This is a genomic window from Ruegeria sp. P8, assembly GCF_056534665.1.
In genome coordinates this window covers 58,551-76,701 of record NZ_JBQERC010000008.1, presented here as the reverse complement: position 1 = coordinate 76,701, position 18,151 = coordinate 58,551, and the positions used below count along the sequence as shown (strand labels likewise).

Annotated in this window: 21 protein-coding genes; 6 read left to right on the top strand and 15 right to left on the bottom strand. The window is 56.7% G+C overall.

Annotated features, from left to right (window positions below; all coding sequences use genetic code 11):
• Positions 1-9: 9 nt before the first annotated feature.
• From ACR0BZ_RS11630 to ACR0BZ_RS11590, 9 genes are read right to left on the bottom strand one after another with little or no spacing between them, the layout of a single operon-like run.
• Positions 10-510 carry a flagellar basal body-associated protein FliL gene (locus ACR0BZ_RS11630; RefSeq protein WP_480920257.1) on the bottom strand — a complete coding sequence of 167 codons (501 nt, stop codon included), beginning with the start codon at positions 508-510 and terminating at the stop codon, positions 10-12.
• A 9-nt stretch (positions 511-519) separates the two neighbouring features.
• Entirely contained in the window at positions 520-1,251 is a 732-nt protein-coding gene (gene flgH / locus ACR0BZ_RS11625) for a flagellar basal body L-ring protein FlgH (RefSeq protein WP_480483916.1), read from the bottom strand.
• A complete protein-coding gene (gene flgA / locus ACR0BZ_RS11620; RefSeq protein WP_480483964.1) occupies positions 1,251-1,667 on the bottom strand; it encodes a flagellar basal body P-ring formation chaperone FlgA in 417 nt (138 codons plus the stop codon). Before flgA ends, flgH begins: the two co-directional genes overlap by 1 nt.
• On the bottom strand, positions 1,667-2,452 hold the full coding sequence (flgG, locus tag ACR0BZ_RS11615) for a flagellar basal-body rod protein FlgG (protein ID WP_480483915.1): 786 nt from the start codon (positions 2,450-2,452) through the stop codon (positions 1,667-1,669). The genes flgA and flgG overlap by 1 nt, the downstream gene beginning before the upstream one ends.
• Positions 2,453-2,473: 21 nt before the next feature.
• Entirely contained in the window at positions 2,474-3,184 is a 711-nt protein-coding gene (locus ACR0BZ_RS11610) for a flagellar hook-basal body complex protein (RefSeq protein ID WP_480773977.1), read from the bottom strand.
• Entirely contained in the window at positions 3,184-3,456 is a 273-nt protein-coding gene (locus ACR0BZ_RS11605) for a flagellar biosynthetic protein FliQ (RefSeq protein ID WP_480488141.1), read from the bottom strand. The genes ACR0BZ_RS11610 and ACR0BZ_RS11605 overlap by 1 nt, the downstream gene beginning before the upstream one ends.
• 4 nt (positions 3,457-3,460) lie before the next feature.
• On the bottom strand, positions 3,461-3,751 hold the full coding sequence (gene fliE / locus ACR0BZ_RS11600; protein WP_480483912.1) for a flagellar hook-basal body complex protein FliE: 291 nt from the start codon (positions 3,749-3,751) through the stop codon (positions 3,461-3,463).
• An 11-nt stretch (positions 3,752-3,762) separates the two neighbouring features.
• Positions 3,763-4,149, bottom strand: a complete 387-nt coding sequence (gene flgC, locus ACR0BZ_RS11595) for a flagellar basal body rod protein FlgC (RefSeq protein WP_480483911.1) — start codon at positions 4,147-4,149, stop codon at positions 3,763-3,765.
• Positions 4,150-4,161: 12 nt separating this feature from the next.
• Positions 4,162-4,548 (bottom strand): FlgB family protein, encoded by a 387-nt coding sequence (locus ACR0BZ_RS11590; protein ID WP_480488145.1) that lies wholly within the window; start codon positions 4,546-4,548, stop codon positions 4,162-4,164.
• An 87-nt stretch (positions 4,549-4,635) separates the two neighbouring features.
• Here ACR0BZ_RS11590 and ACR0BZ_RS11585 point away from each other — a divergent pair, with 87 nt between their 5' ends.
• The 6 genes from ACR0BZ_RS11585 to ACR0BZ_RS11560 all read left to right on the top strand — a co-directional run bounded on the left by ACR0BZ_RS11585 (position 4,636) and on the right by ACR0BZ_RS11560 (position 11,874).
• Positions 4,636-5,973 (top strand): FliI/YscN family ATPase, encoded by a 1,338-nt coding sequence (locus ACR0BZ_RS11585; protein WP_480488147.1) that lies wholly within the window; start codon positions 4,636-4,638, stop codon positions 5,971-5,973.
• 88 nt (positions 5,974-6,061) lie between these two features.
• Positions 6,062-6,901, top strand: coding sequence for a flagellar motor protein MotB (locus ACR0BZ_RS11580; protein WP_480483908.1), 840 nt, complete (start codon positions 6,062-6,064; stop codon positions 6,899-6,901).
• Between the two features lie 91 nt (positions 6,902-6,992).
• Entirely contained in the window at positions 6,993-8,288 is a 1,296-nt protein-coding gene (locus ACR0BZ_RS11575) for a flagellar hook protein FlgE (RefSeq protein ID WP_480920256.1), read from the top strand.
• Positions 8,289-8,321: 33 nt separating this feature from the next.
• Positions 8,322-9,773 carry a flagellar hook-associated protein FlgK gene (gene flgK, locus ACR0BZ_RS11570; RefSeq protein WP_480920255.1) on the top strand — a complete coding sequence of 484 codons (1,452 nt, stop codon included), beginning with the start codon at positions 8,322-8,324 and terminating at the stop codon, positions 9,771-9,773.
• Between the two features lie 2 nt (positions 9,774-9,775).
• The gene (locus tag ACR0BZ_RS11565; protein ID WP_480920254.1) at positions 9,776-10,783 is read left to right on the top strand and encodes a flagellin; all 1,008 of its coding nucleotides are present in this window, start codon (positions 9,776-9,778) and stop codon (positions 10,781-10,783) included.
• On the top strand, positions 10,780-11,874 hold the full coding sequence (locus ACR0BZ_RS11560; protein WP_480507170.1) for a flagellar basal body P-ring protein FlgI: 1,095 nt from the start codon (positions 10,780-10,782) through the stop codon (positions 11,872-11,874). Before ACR0BZ_RS11565 ends, ACR0BZ_RS11560 begins: the two co-directional genes overlap by 4 nt.
• Before the next feature lie 53 nt (positions 11,875-11,927).
• Here the strand turns inward: ACR0BZ_RS11560 and ACR0BZ_RS11555 are convergent, their stop codons facing one another.
• Genes ACR0BZ_RS11555 through ACR0BZ_RS11530 form a run of 6 tightly spaced genes read right to left on the bottom strand, consistent with a single transcriptional unit; the run spans position 11,928 to position 18,141 of the window.
• Positions 11,928-12,572, bottom strand: a complete 645-nt coding sequence (locus tag ACR0BZ_RS11555; RefSeq protein ID WP_480488151.1) for a DUF1523 family protein — start codon at positions 12,570-12,572, stop codon at positions 11,928-11,930.
• Positions 12,573-12,582: 10 nt separating this feature from the next.
• Entirely contained in the window at positions 12,583-12,849 is a 267-nt protein-coding gene (locus tag ACR0BZ_RS11550; RefSeq protein ID WP_480920253.1) for a hypothetical protein, read from the bottom strand.
• Position 12,850: 1 nt separating this feature from the next.
• Positions 12,851-14,188, bottom strand: coding sequence for a DUF6638 family protein (locus tag ACR0BZ_RS11545; protein ID WP_480920252.1), 1,338 nt, complete (start codon positions 14,186-14,188; stop codon positions 12,851-12,853).
• A complete protein-coding gene (locus ACR0BZ_RS11540) occupies positions 14,185-15,039 on the bottom strand; it encodes a hypothetical protein (RefSeq protein ID WP_480920251.1) in 855 nt (284 codons plus the stop codon). Before ACR0BZ_RS11540 ends, ACR0BZ_RS11545 begins: the two co-directional genes overlap by 4 nt.
• Positions 15,036-16,967, bottom strand: coding sequence for an AAA family ATPase (locus ACR0BZ_RS11535; RefSeq protein WP_480920250.1), 1,932 nt, complete (start codon positions 16,965-16,967; stop codon positions 15,036-15,038). The genes ACR0BZ_RS11540 and ACR0BZ_RS11535 overlap by 4 nt, the downstream gene beginning before the upstream one ends.
• Positions 16,968-17,022: 55 nt before the next feature.
• Positions 17,023-18,141 carry a hypothetical protein gene (locus tag ACR0BZ_RS11530; RefSeq protein ID WP_480773968.1) on the bottom strand — a complete coding sequence of 373 codons (1,119 nt, stop codon included), beginning with the start codon at positions 18,139-18,141 and terminating at the stop codon, positions 17,023-17,025.
• Between the last annotated feature and the right edge of the window lie 10 nt (positions 18,142-18,151).

Here is an 18,151-nt window from a genome sequence, read left to right as displayed (position 1 = left end):
CGACCTTCGTCAGGTATCTTGACGGTTCACGCTCATGATCAGCACTTTTGAAACATCTTCGCCCAGTTCTTTTTTCGCCACTTCCAACAAGGACTTACGCAAGACATCCAGATTCCGGGATTCTGTGAACGTCCCATTAAATCCCCCGGTATTTGCGTGATCAAACAGAACCTGAAGAAAGCCATCCCGCAACTTGGGCTCAATGGAATAAAAAGTTTCTTGAATTGCTGTGTTCGCCTCAAGGCTGAGGGACAAAGTGACCATCGCTTCGATTTCGTCATCCCCAACCACCGGAACGACAAAATGTTTGGTCAACTTTAGATACCCATAGGCCGGCTTTTTTTCCTTGGACTTTTCAGACTTCTCGTGACCGGCCTTCTCTTCTTTTGCCACTTCTTTTTCGGCGGCTGTTTTGTCGGGCTTGCCCGAAGGTGACAGAAATAGCCCGGCACCGACACCCGCACCCAGGCCGGCAATCAGGAAAACGACTGGAACCAGTTTTGCAATCACGGTCGCACCTCAGAACGGCAAGAGTGAGTCAAGAACTTGCTGGCCGTATCGGGGTTGCTGGACATCTGTAATCTGACCTCTTCCACCATAAGACACCCGCGCCGAGGCGATCTTGTCGTAGGTGACTTCGTTTTGTCGCGAGATATCCTGAGGGCGGACATACCCGGCCACCAAAAGCTCGCGCAGCTCAAAGTTGACCCGCAACTCCTGCGAGCCGGAAATCGAAAGAACCCCGTTCGGCAGAACATCCAGAACCGTCGCGGCGACACGCAGGGTTAGTTTCTCGTTTCGCCTCACAGATCCCCGTCCGGAACTTGTGGAATCCGCTTCGATGGACACGGCTTCATCCAGCGATGCCCCGTCAGGTAAGTGTTTTTGCACGCGCTGGGGCAAACCAAAGAGGCCAGGAACCTCAAGGTTTTCCGAGCCTGATCTGGACCGTCTGGTGTTGTTTGATATCTCAGCTTTTTCATCCAGCTCGATGACAACTGTTAGTATGTCACCTTTCTTGATCGCCCGCTGGTCGCCCAGCAACGATTGCTGCCCTCCGCTCCAAAGAGATGAGCGGTCAACGGTGCGTTGTGGTTGCGTGTGCAAAGGCAGACCCGGCCACAGCATGGCAACCTGCTCGGGAGATTCTTCGTTTGGTGTAAAACTCGGGGGCTTGCCAAGATGATCCAGACGACCACACGCGGCCAAGGACAAAGCTATAAGAAGGAGAGTTTTCGACAGTCCGGTCATTACTTAACCTCGACTTGGCCATCCGCGCGGATTTGGCCGGTTACAGTTGTTCTGGACGACAGGTTCATGACCCGGATGCGATCCCCAGCAGCGCCACGCCCCAAGGCGCGGCCTTCCGCGGTTATCGACAAGGCTTGGCGGTCGAATATCAGGACGACCAGATCGTTGCGGTCAACGATGGCGGGAGGGCCTACATCAACTTCTCGGACCGGCCTGCCGGGATACAGTGCCACCCGCGCCTCTTGCCCGATCAGAAAATCAGGGTCAGTCACCGCGCCTAAGACATCCGTCGGGCTTGTTTTCAAGTCAGTTGCAGAAATGATTTCCTTGGCCCGGATCGTGCGGGTTGGAACCACAATGTCAGCCTGTGCTGTGATTGGAGCCAGTAGTGCCAAACATATGCCGATCCCTCGCATCATCGCACCTGCGTTGTCGCGCTCATCATTTGATCCACAGCCGAGATGACTTTGGCATTCATCTCATAGCCGCGCTGCGCCTCGATAAGTTCGGTTACCTCGCGCACTGCGTCGACCGAGCTGTCTTCCAGATAACCCTGCCGCAATGTGCCCAGCCCATCACTTCCCGGAGTTCCCAGCACCGGGGCACCCGACGCCTCGGTCTCCTTGAACAGATTGCTGCCAATGGCTTCCAGCCCCTTGGCGTTCGAAAAGCTGGCAAGGACAAACTCACCCAGCAACTGCCCCTCGGGAGAGTCGTCGAAATAAGCATAGACCTCACCCGCGGCATTGATCGAAATTGACCGTGCGTCGTCGGGAACGGTGAGTTCCGGCGAAACCGCATAACCATCGGAGGTTACAATCAGACCCTCTGCCGACCGCTTGAGGCTGCCGTCACGCGTATACGCGGACTGACCGCTGGGCAGCGTGACTTCCAGATATCCGCGCCCCTCAATCGCCACGTCCAGATCACTGCCGGTGGCTGACAAAGCACCTTGTTCCAGTTGCACGGTAACAGCTGCGGGCCGCACACCCAGACCAAGTTGAATACCCGTCGGCAATACTGTTCCGTCCGAGGCGTTTACGGTTCCGGCGCGCGCCATCTGTTGATAATGCAAATCGGCAAATTCGGCCCGACGGGCATTGTAGCCGGTGGTGTTCATGTTTGCCAGGTTGTTCGAAATCGTTTCGACCCGCATCTGTTGCGCGGTCATTCCGGTGGCGGCAATTTTCAGGGCTCGCATGTCAAACTCTCCTTTTACCGTTCAGCGCATCAGCGCCTTGAGCGCCCCGCGCACGCGTTCGTCTTCGCTGTCAAGAAAGCTTTGTCCCAGCTCATAGGCGCGCTGGATTTCCACCAAGCGGGTCACCTGCTGAATGGCATTGACGTTTGAACCTTCGAGAAAGCGATGCAAAACAACGGGTTCATCAACCGGGTTTATCGCACCATTGGCACGAAACCGCGTATTTCCTTCGCGGATCAGCTCCTGCGGATCAGCGACATTGAAAACGCCCAACTGGCCCAGAAATTGGCCGTTGACACTCAACGTCCCATCACTGCCGACATCAATCGTAGCTGCATCGGGTGGGATAAAGACCGGGGCACCGTTGGCATCCAGAACACGCGCACCATCCATCGCAACCAGATCGCCTTCGGCATTTGGCGAGAAGCTGCCCGCACGCGTCAGCCGGTTGCCATCCGGGGTTTCAACCATGAAAAACCCGTCCCCTTCGATGGCGAAATCAAACTGCCCTCCGGTTTTCGTAAGCACACCTTGTTGCAACGATGTGTTGCGCGCCTCGGCCCGGCTCATGGAGAGGGACGGATTGTTCGGAATGTCGCGCACGTATTCCGAAAACACCAGCCCCTGCTGTCGATATCCGGTCGTGTTTGCGTTTGCGATGTTATTCGCCACCAGCCGCATTTCATTCATCAGCCCGGACTGGCGGGACAGGGTGACGTAAGCCGTGTCCATCAGCGGCCTCCTGCAATCAAGGGAACAAGCGTTCCGGTAAAAAACGTAACAAGGGTCTGAGTCATGAACCCCATCGAAATCCAGAACACGATGACAATGGCGATCAATTTGGGAACGAAGGTCAGGGTCATCTCTTGTATCGAGGTCAGCGCCTGGAACAGACCGACAATCAGGCCAGAAACCAGAGCCACGGCAAGGATCGGGACGGATGTAATGACCGCAACCCACAACGCCTGACGAACGATGTCATAAAAAAGCCCTTCGCTGAGCATCGGGTCAGACCGGCATTCTCAGGATTTCCTGATAGGCTTCGACCACTTTGTTGCGGACGATCACTGCGGTTTCTACCGCCAGTTCGGTCTGGGCCAGCGCCTGAACCAGTGCATGGGGATCAGCCTGACCGACCATAGCAGACTGAGACATCTGTTCGCTGTGTCTGAGCGTGGCTGCAAAGTCCTGAAAGGTCGCCCTCAATCCTTGTGCCGCCCCGCCATGATCGGGATCGGCCTGTGTGGCAGAGCGTGCGCCGGCATAATTCTGCGCGGCGTTGAGTGATCGGATATCCATTCTGGCAGTCCTTATTTTCTGAGCAATTCCATCAGCGACGACGACATCTGCCGCGTCTGATCAAACATCTTTAGGTTGGCCTCATAACTGCGCTGGGCTTCCCGGGCGTCCGCGATTTCAATCATCAAATCGACGTTTGAGCCCTGGTAGTGACCACTTTCATCTGCCAACGGATGACCGGGGTCGTAGATGCGGCTCAGCGAACGCTGGTCAAGCGTCACACGGCCAGCCTGCACCATGTCCCCACCGTTTTTCTGCACGGTTTCAAACGGTACGGTTTTGCGTCGATAGCCGGGCGTGTCCGCGTTCGAGATGTTTTCGGACACATGCCGCAACCGCGCGGATTGCGCGCGCAAAGCACTGGCTGACGCAACAAGGGAATGGGAAAAATCGCTCATACCTGCCGCCCCTTATCCGCGACCCAAACTGGTGCGCAGAATGTCCATTGAGGATTTGTAGATCGCCAGCGCTCGGTCGTGCTGTCGTTTGACCTCGACCGATTTAAGCATCTCTTCCTCAAGCGACACACCATTGCCATTGGGATCACCTGATGGGACAGCTTCAACCTCAGCCCAGTTTTGCGCACCGATACTGCCATGCAGATGGCCCGGCCGCGTGGCGTCCATGGTCACGTCATGCCCGGTGGTTTCGAAAGCTTTCTGAAAGGCCTCGATATCGCGCGGCTGATAGCCCGGCGTATCCGCATTGGCCATGTTGCGTGCAATGACCGCTTGCCGTTGCCCGGCATGGGTTGCCATTGCGTACGCTGTCTTAAAGACGTTCAGGTCATAGAACATCGGGGCTTCTCCCTCGATCAATTTCAATCAAGGCTTAACCCTGATTCCTTTAGAAACCGTTTTCAGAACTCAGTTGGAGACTCCACGATGTCTGATCTCGACCCGGTACTTCTGAAACACGAACTCGACAGGATGACCGCAGTCCGTCACGTGGGGCTGGTTACCGGCGTCGCACAGGGTCTGATCGAAATCGGTGGTTTGAACACGCATGCCCGGGTCGGGGATTTGCTGACATTGCGGCGGCGCGTCGGGTCCGATCTTGCGGGCGAGGTGCTTCATGTCGGTTCTGGCCATATCAAAATGCTTCCCAATGCGGCGCCCGACGGCGTGAGCCTGGGGGATCGCGTCTACCTTGACCCATCACCAGATTTTGCACCAGGATTGCACTGGCTTGGACGGGTAATCGACCCCTTTGGCAGACCCTTGGATGGAAAACCGTTGCTGAGCGGATCGCAGACGCGCGATATCATGCAGGCCCCTCCACCAGCCGTGGCACGCAAACCTTTGGGGCAGAGGATGGCCACCGGCTTGTCGGTTCTCAACACTGTGTTGCCCGTCGTACGCGGGCAGCGGGTGGGGTTGTTTGCCGGGTCGGGTGTCGGTAAGTCGACCCTGCTTTCCACACTGGCCCGGTCCATGCAGGCCGATGTCGTCGTAGTCGCTCTGATTGGCGAGCGCGGACGCGAGGTGAATGAATTTGTCGCGCAGGCCATTGGCCCCGAAGCCATGAAACGCACAATCGTGGTGGCCGCCACCTCTGACCAGTCGGCATTGGCGCGCAGGCGGTGTGCCTGGTCGGCCATGTCGACAGCCGAGTATCTGCGGGATCTGGGTTTGAACGTTCTTTTTCTGGCTGATTCCGTGACCCGCTTCGCCGAGGCGCATCGTGAAATCGCTGTTTCTATGGGGGAATCCCCGTCTTTGCGGGGATATCCACCCTCTGTCACCCCCCTGATCGCCAGTCTTTGCGAACGCGCAGGTCCCGGAACGCAGGAACAGGGGGATATTACCGCGGTATTCAGCGTTTTGGTGGCCGGCTCGGACATGGATGAACCCATCGCTGACATTCTGCGCGGCGTTTTGGACGGGCACATTGTACTCAGCCGCGACATCGCCGAACGGGGGCGTTTCCCGGCCATTGACGTCAGCAGATCTGTGTCGCGGAGCCTGCCGGGAGCCGCATCCGAGGCCGAGAACCAGATGATCACAGAAACCCGAAAACTCGTGGGCAGTTACGAGCAGTCAGAAGTGATGATCAAGGCCGGGCTATACGCCGAAGGGTCTGATCCGCTGCTGGATCAGGCCGTTCGCGTTCACGAGGAATTGGACGCCTTTTTTGCCAAACCGGAAGCTGAGGGAATCGAAAACAGCTTTAACCGCTTGTCATTGATACTGCGTCGTGCATCGATCAGCTTGCCACGCTAGGCAGAATTCCAAACAGTTTTAAGTATTAAGGCCACCTTAAGACCTGCGCTGCTAGGCAAAAAGTCGGGTGATAATATAGGTGGTGGAGATGGGTGCGCAGACCAATGCGGCGCCAATCATCATCAAGAAGAAGCGTGTGTCGGGTGGTGATGGTCACCACGGCGGTGCGTGGAAAGTTGCATATGCCGACTTTGTCACGGCCATGATGGCCTTCTTCATGTTGATGTGGCTGCTGAACGCGACAACTGAACAGCAACGCAAAGGGTTGGCGGATTACTTCGCCCCGACAATCCCCCTGAGCCCCGAATCCGGCGGCGGAGACGGTGCTTTTGGCGGCGACAGCATGTTGTCGGAAAAGACATTGCTGCGGGATGGTGCCGGGGCCAGCACCAAACACGCAACTGAATCCCGTCAGGCACGCGGGTCAACCGGTTTGGATGCCATCGGTGGTGGCAAAGGTGACACCGAAGACTTCTCGACGCTTGAAGCTCAGCTTTTGGGGCGAACCGGTGAAAGCGAGGTGTCGGACAAGCTTCTCAGGCATATCGTGACACGCGTCACCGACGAAGGATTCGTTGTTGAGCTATTCGATACGGACACCCAGCCACTGTTCGACCCCGGTTCAGGGAAACCAACCGGGATCTTGCGGGCGCTTGCTTTGATCATAGCGCGTTCTTCGGATCTCGTGACCAACCCGATTGCTGTCACAGGCCATGTCAGCGCATCTCCTGTTGTGCAGGTTCGCAATACCGCCTGGGAACTGTCCACTGCCCGGGCGCAATCAGTCCGCCAGCTGTTACAGGACAAAGGCGTAGCGGCAAGCCGGATGGATCGCGTCACAGGTCATGCTGACCGAAAACTCTTCACCGACAATCCGATGGCGGTTCGGAACAACAGAATCGAAGTGATATTTCTGCGGCGACCCTAAAGGATAGAACGCATTTTACCTGTTAGCGCGCTGTTAAGGGGCAGCGCGTTACCTGTTGCATCGAAGCTTGACGCAACAGAAGGGCGCGCCAATGACAATTTCCTCTTCGCTGAATGCCGGTGTGGCGGCGTTGAAGGCCAACGCCAACAGGTTGGCAACGATTTCCGACAACATCGCAAACTCTTCGACCTACGGATACAAACGAGTGGAAACTGACTTTCATTCGATGGTCACGTCTGGCCAGGGTGGCAGTTACTCGGCAGGGGGCGTGCGCACGACCAGCCAGCGCATGATTGATCAGCGCGGATCACTGGTGACCACCAGCAACTCTACCGATCTTGCAGTGCGCGGACGCGGCATGTTGCCGGTACGATCCAGCTCGCAGGTCGGCGCAAATTCGAACGAGATGTTGCTGACGACCACGGGTTCCTTCCGGACCAACGACGAAGGATATCTGGTGACCGAATCCGGCCTTGTTCTTTTGGGATGGCGTGCTGCGGCAGACGGGTCCATCCCGCCCGTTCCACGCGACACGCCCGCCGCGCTTGAACCAATTCAGTTGAGCGTCAATCAGTTGTCCGGTGCCCCAACGACAAAGATGAACCTGCGTATGAACCTTCCCGCAACGGCAACAGATGCGAGTGCGCCGGGCGACACACAGCCTTTATCGGTCGAGTATTTCGACAATCTTGGGAAATCCGAAAGTATTGATATTCAGCTGATCCCGACCGTTCCCGCAACTGGCAGCAGCAATGAATGGACCATGGTTCTGCGCGATTCAGCATCCGGTGGCGCGATTATCGGGGAATACACTTTGACCTTTACCGATAATCGAACGGCTGGTGGTACGCTGGCCAGCGTCACTCCTGTATCCGGTGGCGCTTACGATCCGGTAACCGGCAGTGTCATGGTCAATGTCGCTGGCGGCCCGATGGAGGTCAATATCGGACTGATCGGCGATTCCGATGGCATTACTCAGCTGTCCGACACCTTCGCGCCAGTTTCAATCACGCGGGATGGCTCTGCCGTTGGTACGATGACCGGCGTTCAGGTCGATGAAAGTGGCTATGTCTATGCATTCTACGATACCGGCGTCAGCCGCCGAATGTTCCAGATCCCGCTGGCCGATGTTCCTAACCCCAATGGCCTGACGGCACTGGACAGTCAAACCTACGCGCCATCCCGCGAAAGCGGCACGTTCTTTCTGTGGAACGCGGGCGAAGGCCCAACCGGTGATATCGTTTCCTTCGCACGCGAAGAATCCACCACGGATGTGGCAACCGAGCTGACATCCCTGATCCAGACACAACGCGCCTATTCATCCAGCGCCACGGTGATCCAGACGGTGGACGAGATGCTTCAGGAAACGACCAACCTGAAGCGCTGATCCAGGCACTGACCAAAGGAAAGGAGCGGCCTCATGAATATGTCGACGGCACTCAATAACGCATTGGGCGGGCTGACAGCGGCCAGTCGCGGGGCCGCTGTAGTGTCGGGGAATATCGCGAATGCCCTGACACCGGGCTATGCGCGCAGGTCCCTTGAACTGGCGACAAGTCCCATATCTGGCAATGGCGTGCGTGCGGTTGGGGTAATCCGGCATCAGGATCCGGTTCTGACGGCCGACAGACGGTCTTCAGACGCCGAGCTTGCCTTTCAGTCCACCATTTCGGATTTCCGTTCACGGTTCGAAAACTATTTGGGAACAGCAGACAGCACTCCATCCCTTGCCAGCCGTATGTCTGCCTTGGAAAACAGCTTCATCACCGCAGCCAGTCTCCCCGACTCGATCGAAAGACTTGATCAAGTGGCGCGCGCGGCGAGCGATCTTGCGGCAGAGCTGAATGCGGTTTCTGAGGGCGTGCGACAGGCACGCTCGAACGCGGACCGCAAGATAGGCGCTCAGATCGAAAGCCTGAACCTGGTTCTGAAAGATATCGAAGTTCTGAACGCAAAGATTCCGGCCATTCAAAATTCCGGCGGCGATATCGGGGCCTTGTTGGATCAACGGCAAGTCCTGATCGATCAGGTCAATACTTTGATCCCGGTCAACGTTGTGCCACGTGCCAACGATCAGGTGTCCCTCTATTCAGACGGCGGGTTGATACTTCTGGAAGGCAAAGCGTCCGAGTTCACCTTTTCCACGACCGGTGAGACGAAACCCCACATGACGGTCGCAAATGGTCTGCTGTCCGGATTGGCTATGAACGGCAATCCGGTGCGCACCAGCGGGGACACTGCGCAAATCCGCGGTGGCGCATTGGCAGCCCAGTTTTTGGTCCGTGATGAATTGACTGTTGAAGCACAGTTGCAGCTTGATACCGTTGCCCGCGATCTTTTCGAACGATTTGAAACGCCAGGCTTGGATCCCACAGCACTTGCGACAGATCCCGGTCTGTTCACAGATAACGGAAATCGGTTCGACCCGACTACCTTTGTCGGGCTGTCATCGCGCATTTCGCTGAATTCGGTTGCGGACCCCGACAACAGCGGCGACAGCTGGAAGCTCCGCGCGGGGCTGGGTGCCGCAACACCGGGCGATCCCGGGCAAGCGTCGCAACTGCGTGCTTTCGGTGCCATTCTGAATGACGCGCGCGCCGTACCTGGCGGGCTGTTTGGCACTGGAAACATGCGCGCCGCCGAGTTGACCGAGGCGCTTATGTCGAAAGCCGGGGCGCAATCTCACGCTGCGGAGCAGCGGAAGGCTTTTGCCAGCAACAGCCAACAACAAATGTCACAGATTGAGGCCGAACAAGGCGTCGATACGGATCAGGAATTACAGCGCCTCATGCAGATCGAACAGACATACGCAGCAAACGCGCGTGTCATCTCGGTCGTCGATGAGCTTATGGAAACGCTTCTGAGGTTATGAGCATGAACTTGACTGCCATCGGCGATCTGGCGCGCGGTATGACCCTTCGCACCCGCGCCACTGAAATCAAAACACAGATTGAAACTCTCTCTTACGAGATGTCCACCGGCAAAGTGCAGGATATATCTGGTCGGCTTGGCGGAGATTACTCTCAGATCCTGGATCTGGACCGTTCGCTTGCCAGGCTTGACGCCTTTGGCATCGCCACAGCCGAAGCGGCCCTGTTCACGGATGCCATGCAGTTGAGCCTGAAGACATTTGGAGATTCGGTTGGCGAAATGACCGCGTCTCTGTTGGCCTACGGAACGGCCAATCAGCCGGTAAATCATGCGCAGGCGTCAGATCATGCCAGGAATGAGCTCGACACGATGGTATCGGCGCTCAACACGCGAGTTGGTGGGCGCAGTCTGTTTTCGGGTACAGCCACGGATGTCTCGCCACTGCCCTCGACTGACACGCTGTTGGCTGCGTTGAAGACACAACTGACGGGGGCTGTGACCGTCGCCGACATACGCTTGGCTGCCGACACATGGTTCAACAGCCCTGCGGGGTTTGACGCCATGATTTATCAGGGCGCGAGCACCACACTCTCTCCTATGCAGATCTCGGAAAATGAAAGCGTTACGCTGCCACTCACGGCAACCGACCCGGCATTCAAGGCGGCCCTGAGGGATGTTGCAATAGCGGCATTAGCCACCGACAATACGTTGGCTCTTTCTTCCGACCAGCGCACCGCCCTGTTCACCCAGCTGGGTGTCGATCTGGCGAACGCACAGGATGCCACAGTAAACTTGCGGGCCCAGGTCGGCAGCGCCGAGGGCCGCATCGAACAAGCCGCTACGCGAAATTCGATGGCCCGAACCAGTCTGGAATTCAGCCGGAACGAACTGATCGCGGTCGATCCTTATGAAACAGCGGCGAAATTGCAAACGGTGCAGTTTCAGTTGGAAAGTCTCTATTCGGTAACCGTTCGCAATGCGAACCTTTCGCTGGTGAATTTCCTGAGATGAGGGTGCTGATACTTCTCCTGATACTTCTCCCCGGTATGGCCTGGGCGGGGGCAATCCGCCTCAAGGACCTCGTCGATTTCGACGGTGTCCGAGGTAATGATCTTGTTGGTTATGGCCTGGTTGTCGGTTTGAACGGAACCGGTGACGGATTGCGCAACTCTCCTTTCACCGAAGAGATCATGTCCAACATCCTGGAGCGTTTGGGTGTCAACGTAACGGGCGAGGATTTCCGGCCCAAGAATGTGGCAGCCGTTCTGGTGACAGCCAGTCTGCCGCCTTTTGCCAGAGTCGGCGGCCAAATTGATGTAACGGTTTCGGCGATAGGCGATTCAAACAGCCTGTTGGGGGGGACGCTGGTTATGACCCCACTGAACGCAGCAGACGGGCAAATCTATGCGGTTGCACAGGGTACAATCCTTGCAGGTGGCGTTTCCGCTGAAGGAGAGGCCGCGTCGGTCGTGCGTGGGGTGCCGACTTCGGGTGTGATCCCGTCCGGCGCGCGTGTTGAGCGTGAAATTGAGTTCGACTTGTCAACTCTGACCCAAATGCGCCTGGCATTGAGAGAGCCTGATTTCACCACGGCCGCGCGAATTGAGTTTGCCATAAACACCGAGTTCAACAGAGCTGTGGCAATCATGCGCGATTCAGGCACGGTTGAACTCAACATTGCTGCAACTCAGGCAGTGTCAACGGCCCATGCCATCGGGCGTATCGAGAATATTCTGGTCGAGCCGGAAGCAAAGGCGCGTGTGGTAGTCGATCAGCGGTCTGGCACCATTGTTATGGGACAAGAGGTTCGGATATCGCGTGTGGCTGTCTCTCAGGGTAATCTGACCCTGACAGTTCAGGAAGCACCGATTGCCGTGCAACCCAATCCGTTTGCCAGGGGCGAAACAGTGGTCGTTCCGCGCACTATTGCAGGCATCGAAGAGGAAGAAGGAACCGGCCTTGCCGAAATCCCCGAAGCAACGACCCTGTCCGAGGTTGTCGCAGGTCTGAACGCGCTGGGGGTATCACCCCAGGATATGATCGACATTTTGAAAACCATCAAAGCGGCGGGCGCCTTGCACGCAGAATTTGTTGTCAGGTAGCCGATATCTTTGGTCCAATGGGCGTGCCACAAACACGCCCGTGACGTTAAGGCCTATTTCGATTTCCAGCTGTCCAGCCAGCGCTGAAATCTGTTTCGGCGTTCTTCAATCGCGTCACCGGCCGCATAAAAGCCGTCTTCCACATTCTCGATCATCGGATCAATTCGGGCCTTTCGGAACCTGCGCCAGCGCACCCAAACCGCCCAGACCAGCGCGGCGAAAATTGTCAGGAAAATGATGTTGAACCAGGGAATGACCTGCACATCCGGCCCTTCCACATGTTTGATGAAAATGGCGTTGGGAAAGATCGACATGAACTCGTTGCGCCACCCGTAATGGGTCACGACCACCCATTTCGGGTTTTCCTTGGTCGATTTCGCATCATTGGCTTCGGTGTAAAGGTTCGCTGTGTCGAACTTGAAGTAGGGTGGCCACCCCCACCCGGTGTCTTCGTTTCGGTACACGATCGGCTTGCCATTTTCGCGCACAGCCTGAATGAATTGCACATCCCGGTTGGACAGGCTGGTGGATTGGTCTTCGGGTTCGGACCAGAAAATCCGTGTCCAGTCGTTCAGATCCTGCCGCTCTTCGTAGGTGTTTACGATACGCACAACATCATGTTGCGGCAGCGAGTATTGCAGGACCGCCGCGATCGTTCCCCAGAAGATGATGATGAACGCCCATTTCACGTAGGCCATGCCTAAACCCTCACATGTAATTCACGATGTAGATCAGCGCGCCAATCGCCACCCATGGCACAATATAGACACCCAGGATCAGTTTGCGCCGGAACGAATTGTCATACAGATGCAATCCGCGTTCGACAAAAGCGTCCTTGTTGCCTGTCTTGCCCTTCTCATCCCACCAGCTTTCCAGTTTGCGACGGCGTATCCCGCGCGAGTAGAAAGACAGCGCGACATAGGCGATCGACTGGATCACCAACAAGATCAGCAAAAGGCGCAATAACCCGAACATTTCAGCCTTTCCTTACCGAACCCCACGGACCAACACGCGCGATTATGTCATCGCTGACCCGGTCTTCTCCGCTCATATCCGGCTCATGGCCGAACAGCGCGGCACGGGCCCCTTGCTTGTCCACCTGATACTCGCGCGCGAGGAAGTCGGCAACATAGGCTTTCTTGCTCTCGGGCCATCTGGAATAGGTGCTATAGAACAGCTCTTTGTGGCAAATGAACATCTGGCGCGGGTCCAGCGGGGCCAGTTCGGCCAGCAGCATGTTCACCAGATCACGGTTCGGCGTGTCAGCGGCGCGCAAAGTGTAGAAATAAGCCGGATGATCCGACGTGATACGCGGCCACGGCCCCCCATCGCTTGCCCAGCGCAGCAGTTGCGCAAGGCCGTGATAGGCTTTGGGCAAGCGATCCGAGTGATTGCGCGCCAACCGCCGCATATCGCTTCGGTCCAGTCCGGTCAGGTCGACATCTGCATCCGCTGCCGCGTCGACAGTCAGGAAATCCATCTTCTGCTGCAGGATCGCGGCCTCATCCACGCCGCGCGCCTTAACGATGGGTTCGACCAGATCATTGTAATCCAGAAACTTTGCAATCTGGTTCCGCTGCGACGGGTCAAAAACGTATTTGATCGGCAAATCGTCAGGCTTGTCACCCATGCAGATCGCCGCCGGGTGGTCCAGATCCGGGAACAGGTACAGCCCGCCGAAATGCGCCGTCCAGAAATTGCGTTGCTCAAAATCCGTGTGGCGCAGATGGACGGGGTTGCGCGTGACGTCGCCGGTTTCCTTGGCCGTTTCTATCATCTTCGCGATCAGCACATCGTCGAACCAGGCGTCCTCGGCGGTTTTGAATTGTTCGATCATGCCCGCCAGCTGCTGCGCCTTGCGCAAGGTGCCGCCTGCGGTGTCGGCCTCAATCTCGATCTTGCGCAGATTGAACAGATCGCGGGGACTGCTAAGTTTGAAGACCGAATTCACCAGCTCTCCGGCCACCGCATCAGTGGCGGTCAGGGCAAACAGCTGTGCCTCGTTCATCTCGATGAATTCGCGCAGGATATCGCGCGAGGTCGAGAATTTGACGTTCAGCAAAGGCGCGCGTTTCTGCTCGGTCGTCAGCAGGATGAACTGCCGGTTGACCCCGTTGGGGTTGAGGTAGAGATCGTCCTCCAGCTCAATCCCCACCTCCGGCGAATAGCCCGAGATATCGACATGAAAATCCGTCAGCGCCGTGGTCTTGCCCGCCAGATGCTGCAATGCGCGGTTATACCGCTCGACCAGAGCCGGGCTGGAGATGTGGATGAGGTTGCCAAACATCAGGCCTTTTTTGATGAGGCGGATCATTGGTCTGTGTCCTCGTCGAAGAACACTTCATCACTCCAATAATCTTTGTAGTCTACCAATCGCTGCAATGACTCTTTCAATTCTGGCAGCCTTAAACCTCGTATTCTGACGCGCATCGCAGCAGAACAATTCGGCTCTTCTTCAAGAATTCGTCCGACTGCTGCCAGTAGGGTGTGGTGAAGAGGAGTAAGTTTAGGCTTCACTAGGCAAACGTGTTGCTCTTCCGGTTTGTCCATTTGCTCCGAAAAACAGTACATTCTAACAAGGTTACAAGAAACGGAGATCTTTCTCACGTCTTCGTCAGTGACTTCTAAATTTTGGAAGTCAAAAATTTTAACCTTTGTCTCCTGATTGTCATTTGAATTCCTTTTTGTGAAAATCCACGTGACGAAAACTGAAGGCATCGCTGGCAAGTCAGTCTTGAATTTAGCAATTAGAGACTCTGCTAATGCATCGTGACGTTGTTCCTGAACAACCTTGCCCTCTTTTTGCATAATTGCTGCTTGCAACTCCAAAGCACCAGAGGTTTTTTCGTATTCTTGTCGCATCAAAGCTAGCTCTGATCTTTGGTGTCGAAGTTCCCTCGATTGAAGCGAGACGGTCACAATTATCCAGACAAACGCTAAAGTTCCAGCTATTCCAGCAAGTGCATCGCCCAGTTCGTTTGGGGGTGCTTGAACTAGGTATTGCCATTTTGTCGGGCATGTGGCGGCGTGTTCAACAACTTGAGAGCAAGCAGGTGAGAAACTCAGCCCTACAACAACTAGCAATAGCAGCGCGCTAGTTGATACTCCCCAAAAAACTGGATTGCTAATGGTGTTTTGGACTTTTTGAGGACGTTCTTTCGTCACCCCTTCCCCTCCAAATACCGCCGCTTGGCTTCTTCCATCCGGCCCATCTCGCGCACCGCGTTTTCGATGGCGACCTCGTCGCTCTTGTCGGCATAGCGGAATTCGCTGTCGGCGTAGCGGTTGATCTCCTGTATCACCATGTCCACCGTGATCGGCTGGCGCAGGTCCTCGATCATCGCTTTCTTGGTGTCATAGTCGCGGAACAGAAACAGGTCGGGGTTTTCCATCCACTCGTCGGGCAGTTCGAAATCCATCGCGCGGACCTTGACCGCGTCGGTGATGTTCTTGATCGCACGGCCGGTGAACCGTTCATCCGCCTGTTGGATCGCCTTGAGGTAGGTACCCAGCTTGGCGATTGTGTCCATCTGACCGATCTCGCCCGAGACCCGGTCATAGACCTGCAACAAAGCATCCTCATGCGGGCGGGAATGGCTTTCGAAACTGGCGGCGACGGCCTTTTTGATTTCCTGCGCGGCGTAAGCCTCGTGTTCGCCCAGCGGGATGTCGTGGTTGCGACCCATCAGCAGGTGCAGGATGTCGATGTAATCCTCACGCGTTTGCGGCCCGTCCACCAGAAACCGCGCGCCCGCCCGCTGGCGCAGGGCGTCGTCCACATTCTCAGGGTAGTTCGAGAACATGCCAAAGGTGCAGTTGCCGCGCACGACGGTGTTGGCACCGGCAAAGCTCTCCATCAGAACGGCGGTGATTTCCAGTTGCCCGGCTGACGACTGACGGTCACCGCGCTTACCCGCCAGCTGGTCGATATCGTCGATGGTGCCGAACCCGATGACCGACGGGTCGATGATCGTGTTGATAAACGCCTTGGCGTTCTGGCCGGATTTGCCCTGATAGCTGTCGATATTGTCGGTGCTCAGGTTCTGATAGCGGAACGGATAGCCCGCGTTCTGGCAATACTCGTTGATCAGCCCGGCCATCATCTGGATCAGCGTGGTCTTGCCGGTGCCCGGTTTGCCGTCACCCATGAAGGTGAAGATGAACCCGCCAAGTTCCGCAAACGGGTTCAGGCGGCGGTCGAAATCATAGGCCATCACCATCTTGGCCAGCTTCATCGCCTGATATTTGGCGATATGGTTGCCGACCACTTCGTTCGGCTTCTTGAACGTCATGGTCAAGGTGGTGGATTTGGCCTTGGAGGCCGGCTCGAACCCCCGGATCGTCAGATCATCGGCCTCGATATGCCAGGCTGCGTTCTGGAACGGGGCCAGGTAACCTGCGGACCCTGCGCGCAGGGCTGACTTCTCCATCAGTTGCTCGGCATAGGCACTGGTGGCGGCGATCAGGTGGGCATCGTCCGAGGCGTATTTGGCCAGCGTCTGGTCCAGTTCCCACAACGCGCCGTGCAGGGCAAGTTGGCCGTTGTCTGTCAGGACCTCTTCGATCTCACCAATATCAACCGTGGTCTCACCCAGATGCGAGGACAACAGATAGGCCAGCGCATTGCCGAACGTGTGCATCGTGATCAGCGCTTCGGCTGTCAGAACCTCCGAAAACTCGGTCTTCCGCGCGGCGGGCAGATCCCCGGCAAGGTTTGCGCGTTTCAGATCCGCAAGCGGGGTCTGTTCCGCATAAGTGTCGGCCACGGCCAAAGCGATTGCGATGGCGCGGCGGATCGCCTGTTGTGCAGTTGCCTGCGGCGGCGAAACCAAGGCGTCACCATCGTCCGAGGCTTCGATCCTCTCAACCAGATGCACCCCGTCTGCGCGCACGGTCCGGCGTGTCACCAACCCCGGTGTCGTCGAGCGAAACCGCCGACCAGTCGAAACACCTGGTGAGCGTTCAACGGTAGATTCCACGGCTTTGGCGATCCGCGGCGCGTGTTCGAACCCGTTCAGCAAAGCGGTCGCTGCCGGATAATGCTTGCGAATGTCGTCTTCGCGCAATTCCATCTGATCTGACGTCAAACTCATCTAACAAACCGCCCTTGCTTCATCTTTTCAAAAATACTCTCGCCGAAGGCGAAAATTAGTACCTCAATACCTGCCCGGCATTGCTGACGACGAACTTGCGCACATCTGCAAACCCCGGCGGGTTACGTTCGGCCAGCACCTGAAACGGGCGCTGTGGCAGGATGATCGACCGTTGGGTGCGGGTGGCGCCGGTTTCGGCCCCCTGCCCGCCGAAAGGATCCAGCGCAAAGACCTCGCGCTCGACAGTTGAAAACCAGCCCGCGCGCTCCTCGATGACCTCTTCGCTGTGCAGCTCTTCGGTTGTCCAGGCCAGCGCCCAATCCTGCCCTTGCGGAGATTGCGCATCCTCCAACACCTGCCGCAAAGGGCCGGATTGTTCGGTATAGGCCGAGGAATACATCGGCCCCACATGGATTCGACGAAGGTGTTTGGGATGCAGGTCATCGAAATCTTGATCAAAGCCCTTGGCGATGGTCACCAATTTCAGACCGCCCAGCGATTGCGCCATCAGATGTGCCTGCACCTCGGGCCAGCGGCGTTGGTCCTTGGGCAGGGCGGTTTTGCCTGTGTCCTCCAGCTGCATCAGATAGATGACGGGCAGGTTGACCTGACTGTCATAGACCGCCCAGTGGATCAAGAACTTGCGCCGCTCGCCCTCATTCCCGATCCAGTGACATTCGGGATCGTTGCGGGCCCAGAACAACTGACCCTTAAGCAACTCTTCGTAATAAAGCCTTTGCGACAGCGCAAATTGCAGCTTGGTTGGAATTTCCCGGTCGCCAATGATCGTGCGGACCATGTCGGTTTTCAGGTCATCTTCCGAGGGCATATTCGCCAAATGCACCTGCGCCTGTTGCGCGTCATTGGCCATGGTCAGCAACTCGGCAGCCACCGGAAACCCGCTGTCGCGCTTGTCCATGGCGAGGCTGCCAAAGAACCGCCCCGTATCGCGCCCAACCAGCAGGTATTTCATGCTAAGCGCGCGAAAGGTGTAGAGCAGCCCCGAGAGGTAGCGCGACACGATCCGCACCTCTTGCTTGCTAATCGCGCCCTCGGCCTCCATCGTCGCCGCCACGCGCAACAGGTGGACGGTGATCACCTCGAATTTGCGGAAATACCGGCGCGAGGCGAAAGTGTCGGTCAGGCCAACATGGTCTTTGGTGGGGTTACTCATTGGCAGATTT

Excerpts from the sequence above, each read along its gene's own strand:
- flgH (WP_480483916.1), bottom strand. The coding sequence starts at position 1,251 with ATGACCGGACTGTCGAAAACTCTCCTTCTTATAGCTTTGTCCTTGGCC.
- flgA (WP_480483964.1), bottom strand. The coding sequence starts at position 1,667 with ATGCGAGGGATCGGCATATGTTTGGCACTACTGGCTCCAATCACAGCA.
- flgG (WP_480483915.1), bottom strand. The coding sequence starts at position 2,452 with ATGCGAGCCCTGAAAATTGCCGCCACCGGAATGACCGCGCAACAGATG.
- ACR0BZ_RS11610 (WP_480773977.1), bottom strand. The coding sequence starts at position 3,184 with ATGGACACGGCTTACGTCACCCTGTCCCGCCAGTCCGGGCTGATGAAT.
- ACR0BZ_RS11605 (WP_480488141.1), bottom strand. The coding sequence starts at position 3,456 with ATGCTCAGCGAAGGGCTTTTTTATGACATCGTTCGTCAGGCGTTGTGG.
- fliE (WP_480483912.1), bottom strand. The coding sequence starts at position 3,751 with ATGGATATCCGATCACTCAACGCCGCGCAGAATTATGCCGGCGCACGC.
- flgC (WP_480483911.1), bottom strand. The coding sequence starts at position 4,149 with ATGAGCGATTTTTCCCATTCCCTTGTTGCGTCAGCCAGTGCTTTGCGC.
- ACR0BZ_RS11590 (WP_480488145.1), bottom strand. The coding sequence starts at position 4,548 with ATGTTCTATGACCTGAACGTCTTTAAGACAGCGTACGCAATGGCAACC.
- ACR0BZ_RS11585 (WP_480488147.1), top strand. The coding sequence starts at position 4,636 with ATGTCTGATCTCGACCCGGTACTTCTGAAACACGAACTCGACAGGATG.
- ACR0BZ_RS11580 (WP_480483908.1), top strand. The coding sequence starts at position 6,062 with ATGGGTGCGCAGACCAATGCGGCGCCAATCATCATCAAGAAGAAGCGT.
- ACR0BZ_RS11575 (WP_480920256.1), top strand. The coding sequence starts at position 6,993 with ATGACAATTTCCTCTTCGCTGAATGCCGGTGTGGCGGCGTTGAAGGCC.
- flgK (WP_480920255.1), top strand. The coding sequence starts at position 8,322 with ATGAATATGTCGACGGCACTCAATAACGCATTGGGCGGGCTGACAGCG.
- ACR0BZ_RS11565 (WP_480920254.1), top strand. The coding sequence starts at position 9,776 with ATGAACTTGACTGCCATCGGCGATCTGGCGCGCGGTATGACCCTTCGC.
- ACR0BZ_RS11560 (WP_480507170.1), top strand. The coding sequence starts at position 10,780 with ATGAGGGTGCTGATACTTCTCCTGATACTTCTCCCCGGTATGGCCTGG.
- ACR0BZ_RS11555 (WP_480488151.1), bottom strand. The coding sequence starts at position 12,572 with ATGGCCTACGTGAAATGGGCGTTCATCATCATCTTCTGGGGAACGATC.
- ACR0BZ_RS11550 (WP_480920253.1), bottom strand. The coding sequence starts at position 12,849 with ATGTTCGGGTTATTGCGCCTTTTGCTGATCTTGTTGGTGATCCAGTCG.
- ACR0BZ_RS11545 (WP_480920252.1), bottom strand. The coding sequence starts at position 14,188 with ATGATCCGCCTCATCAAAAAAGGCCTGATGTTTGGCAACCTCATCCAC.
- ACR0BZ_RS11535 (WP_480920250.1), bottom strand. The coding sequence starts at position 16,967 with ATGAGTTTGACGTCAGATCAGATGGAATTGCGCGAAGACGACATTCGC.
- ACR0BZ_RS11530 (WP_480773968.1), bottom strand. The coding sequence starts at position 18,141 with ATGAGTAACCCCACCAAAGACCATGTTGGCCTGACCGACACTTTCGCC.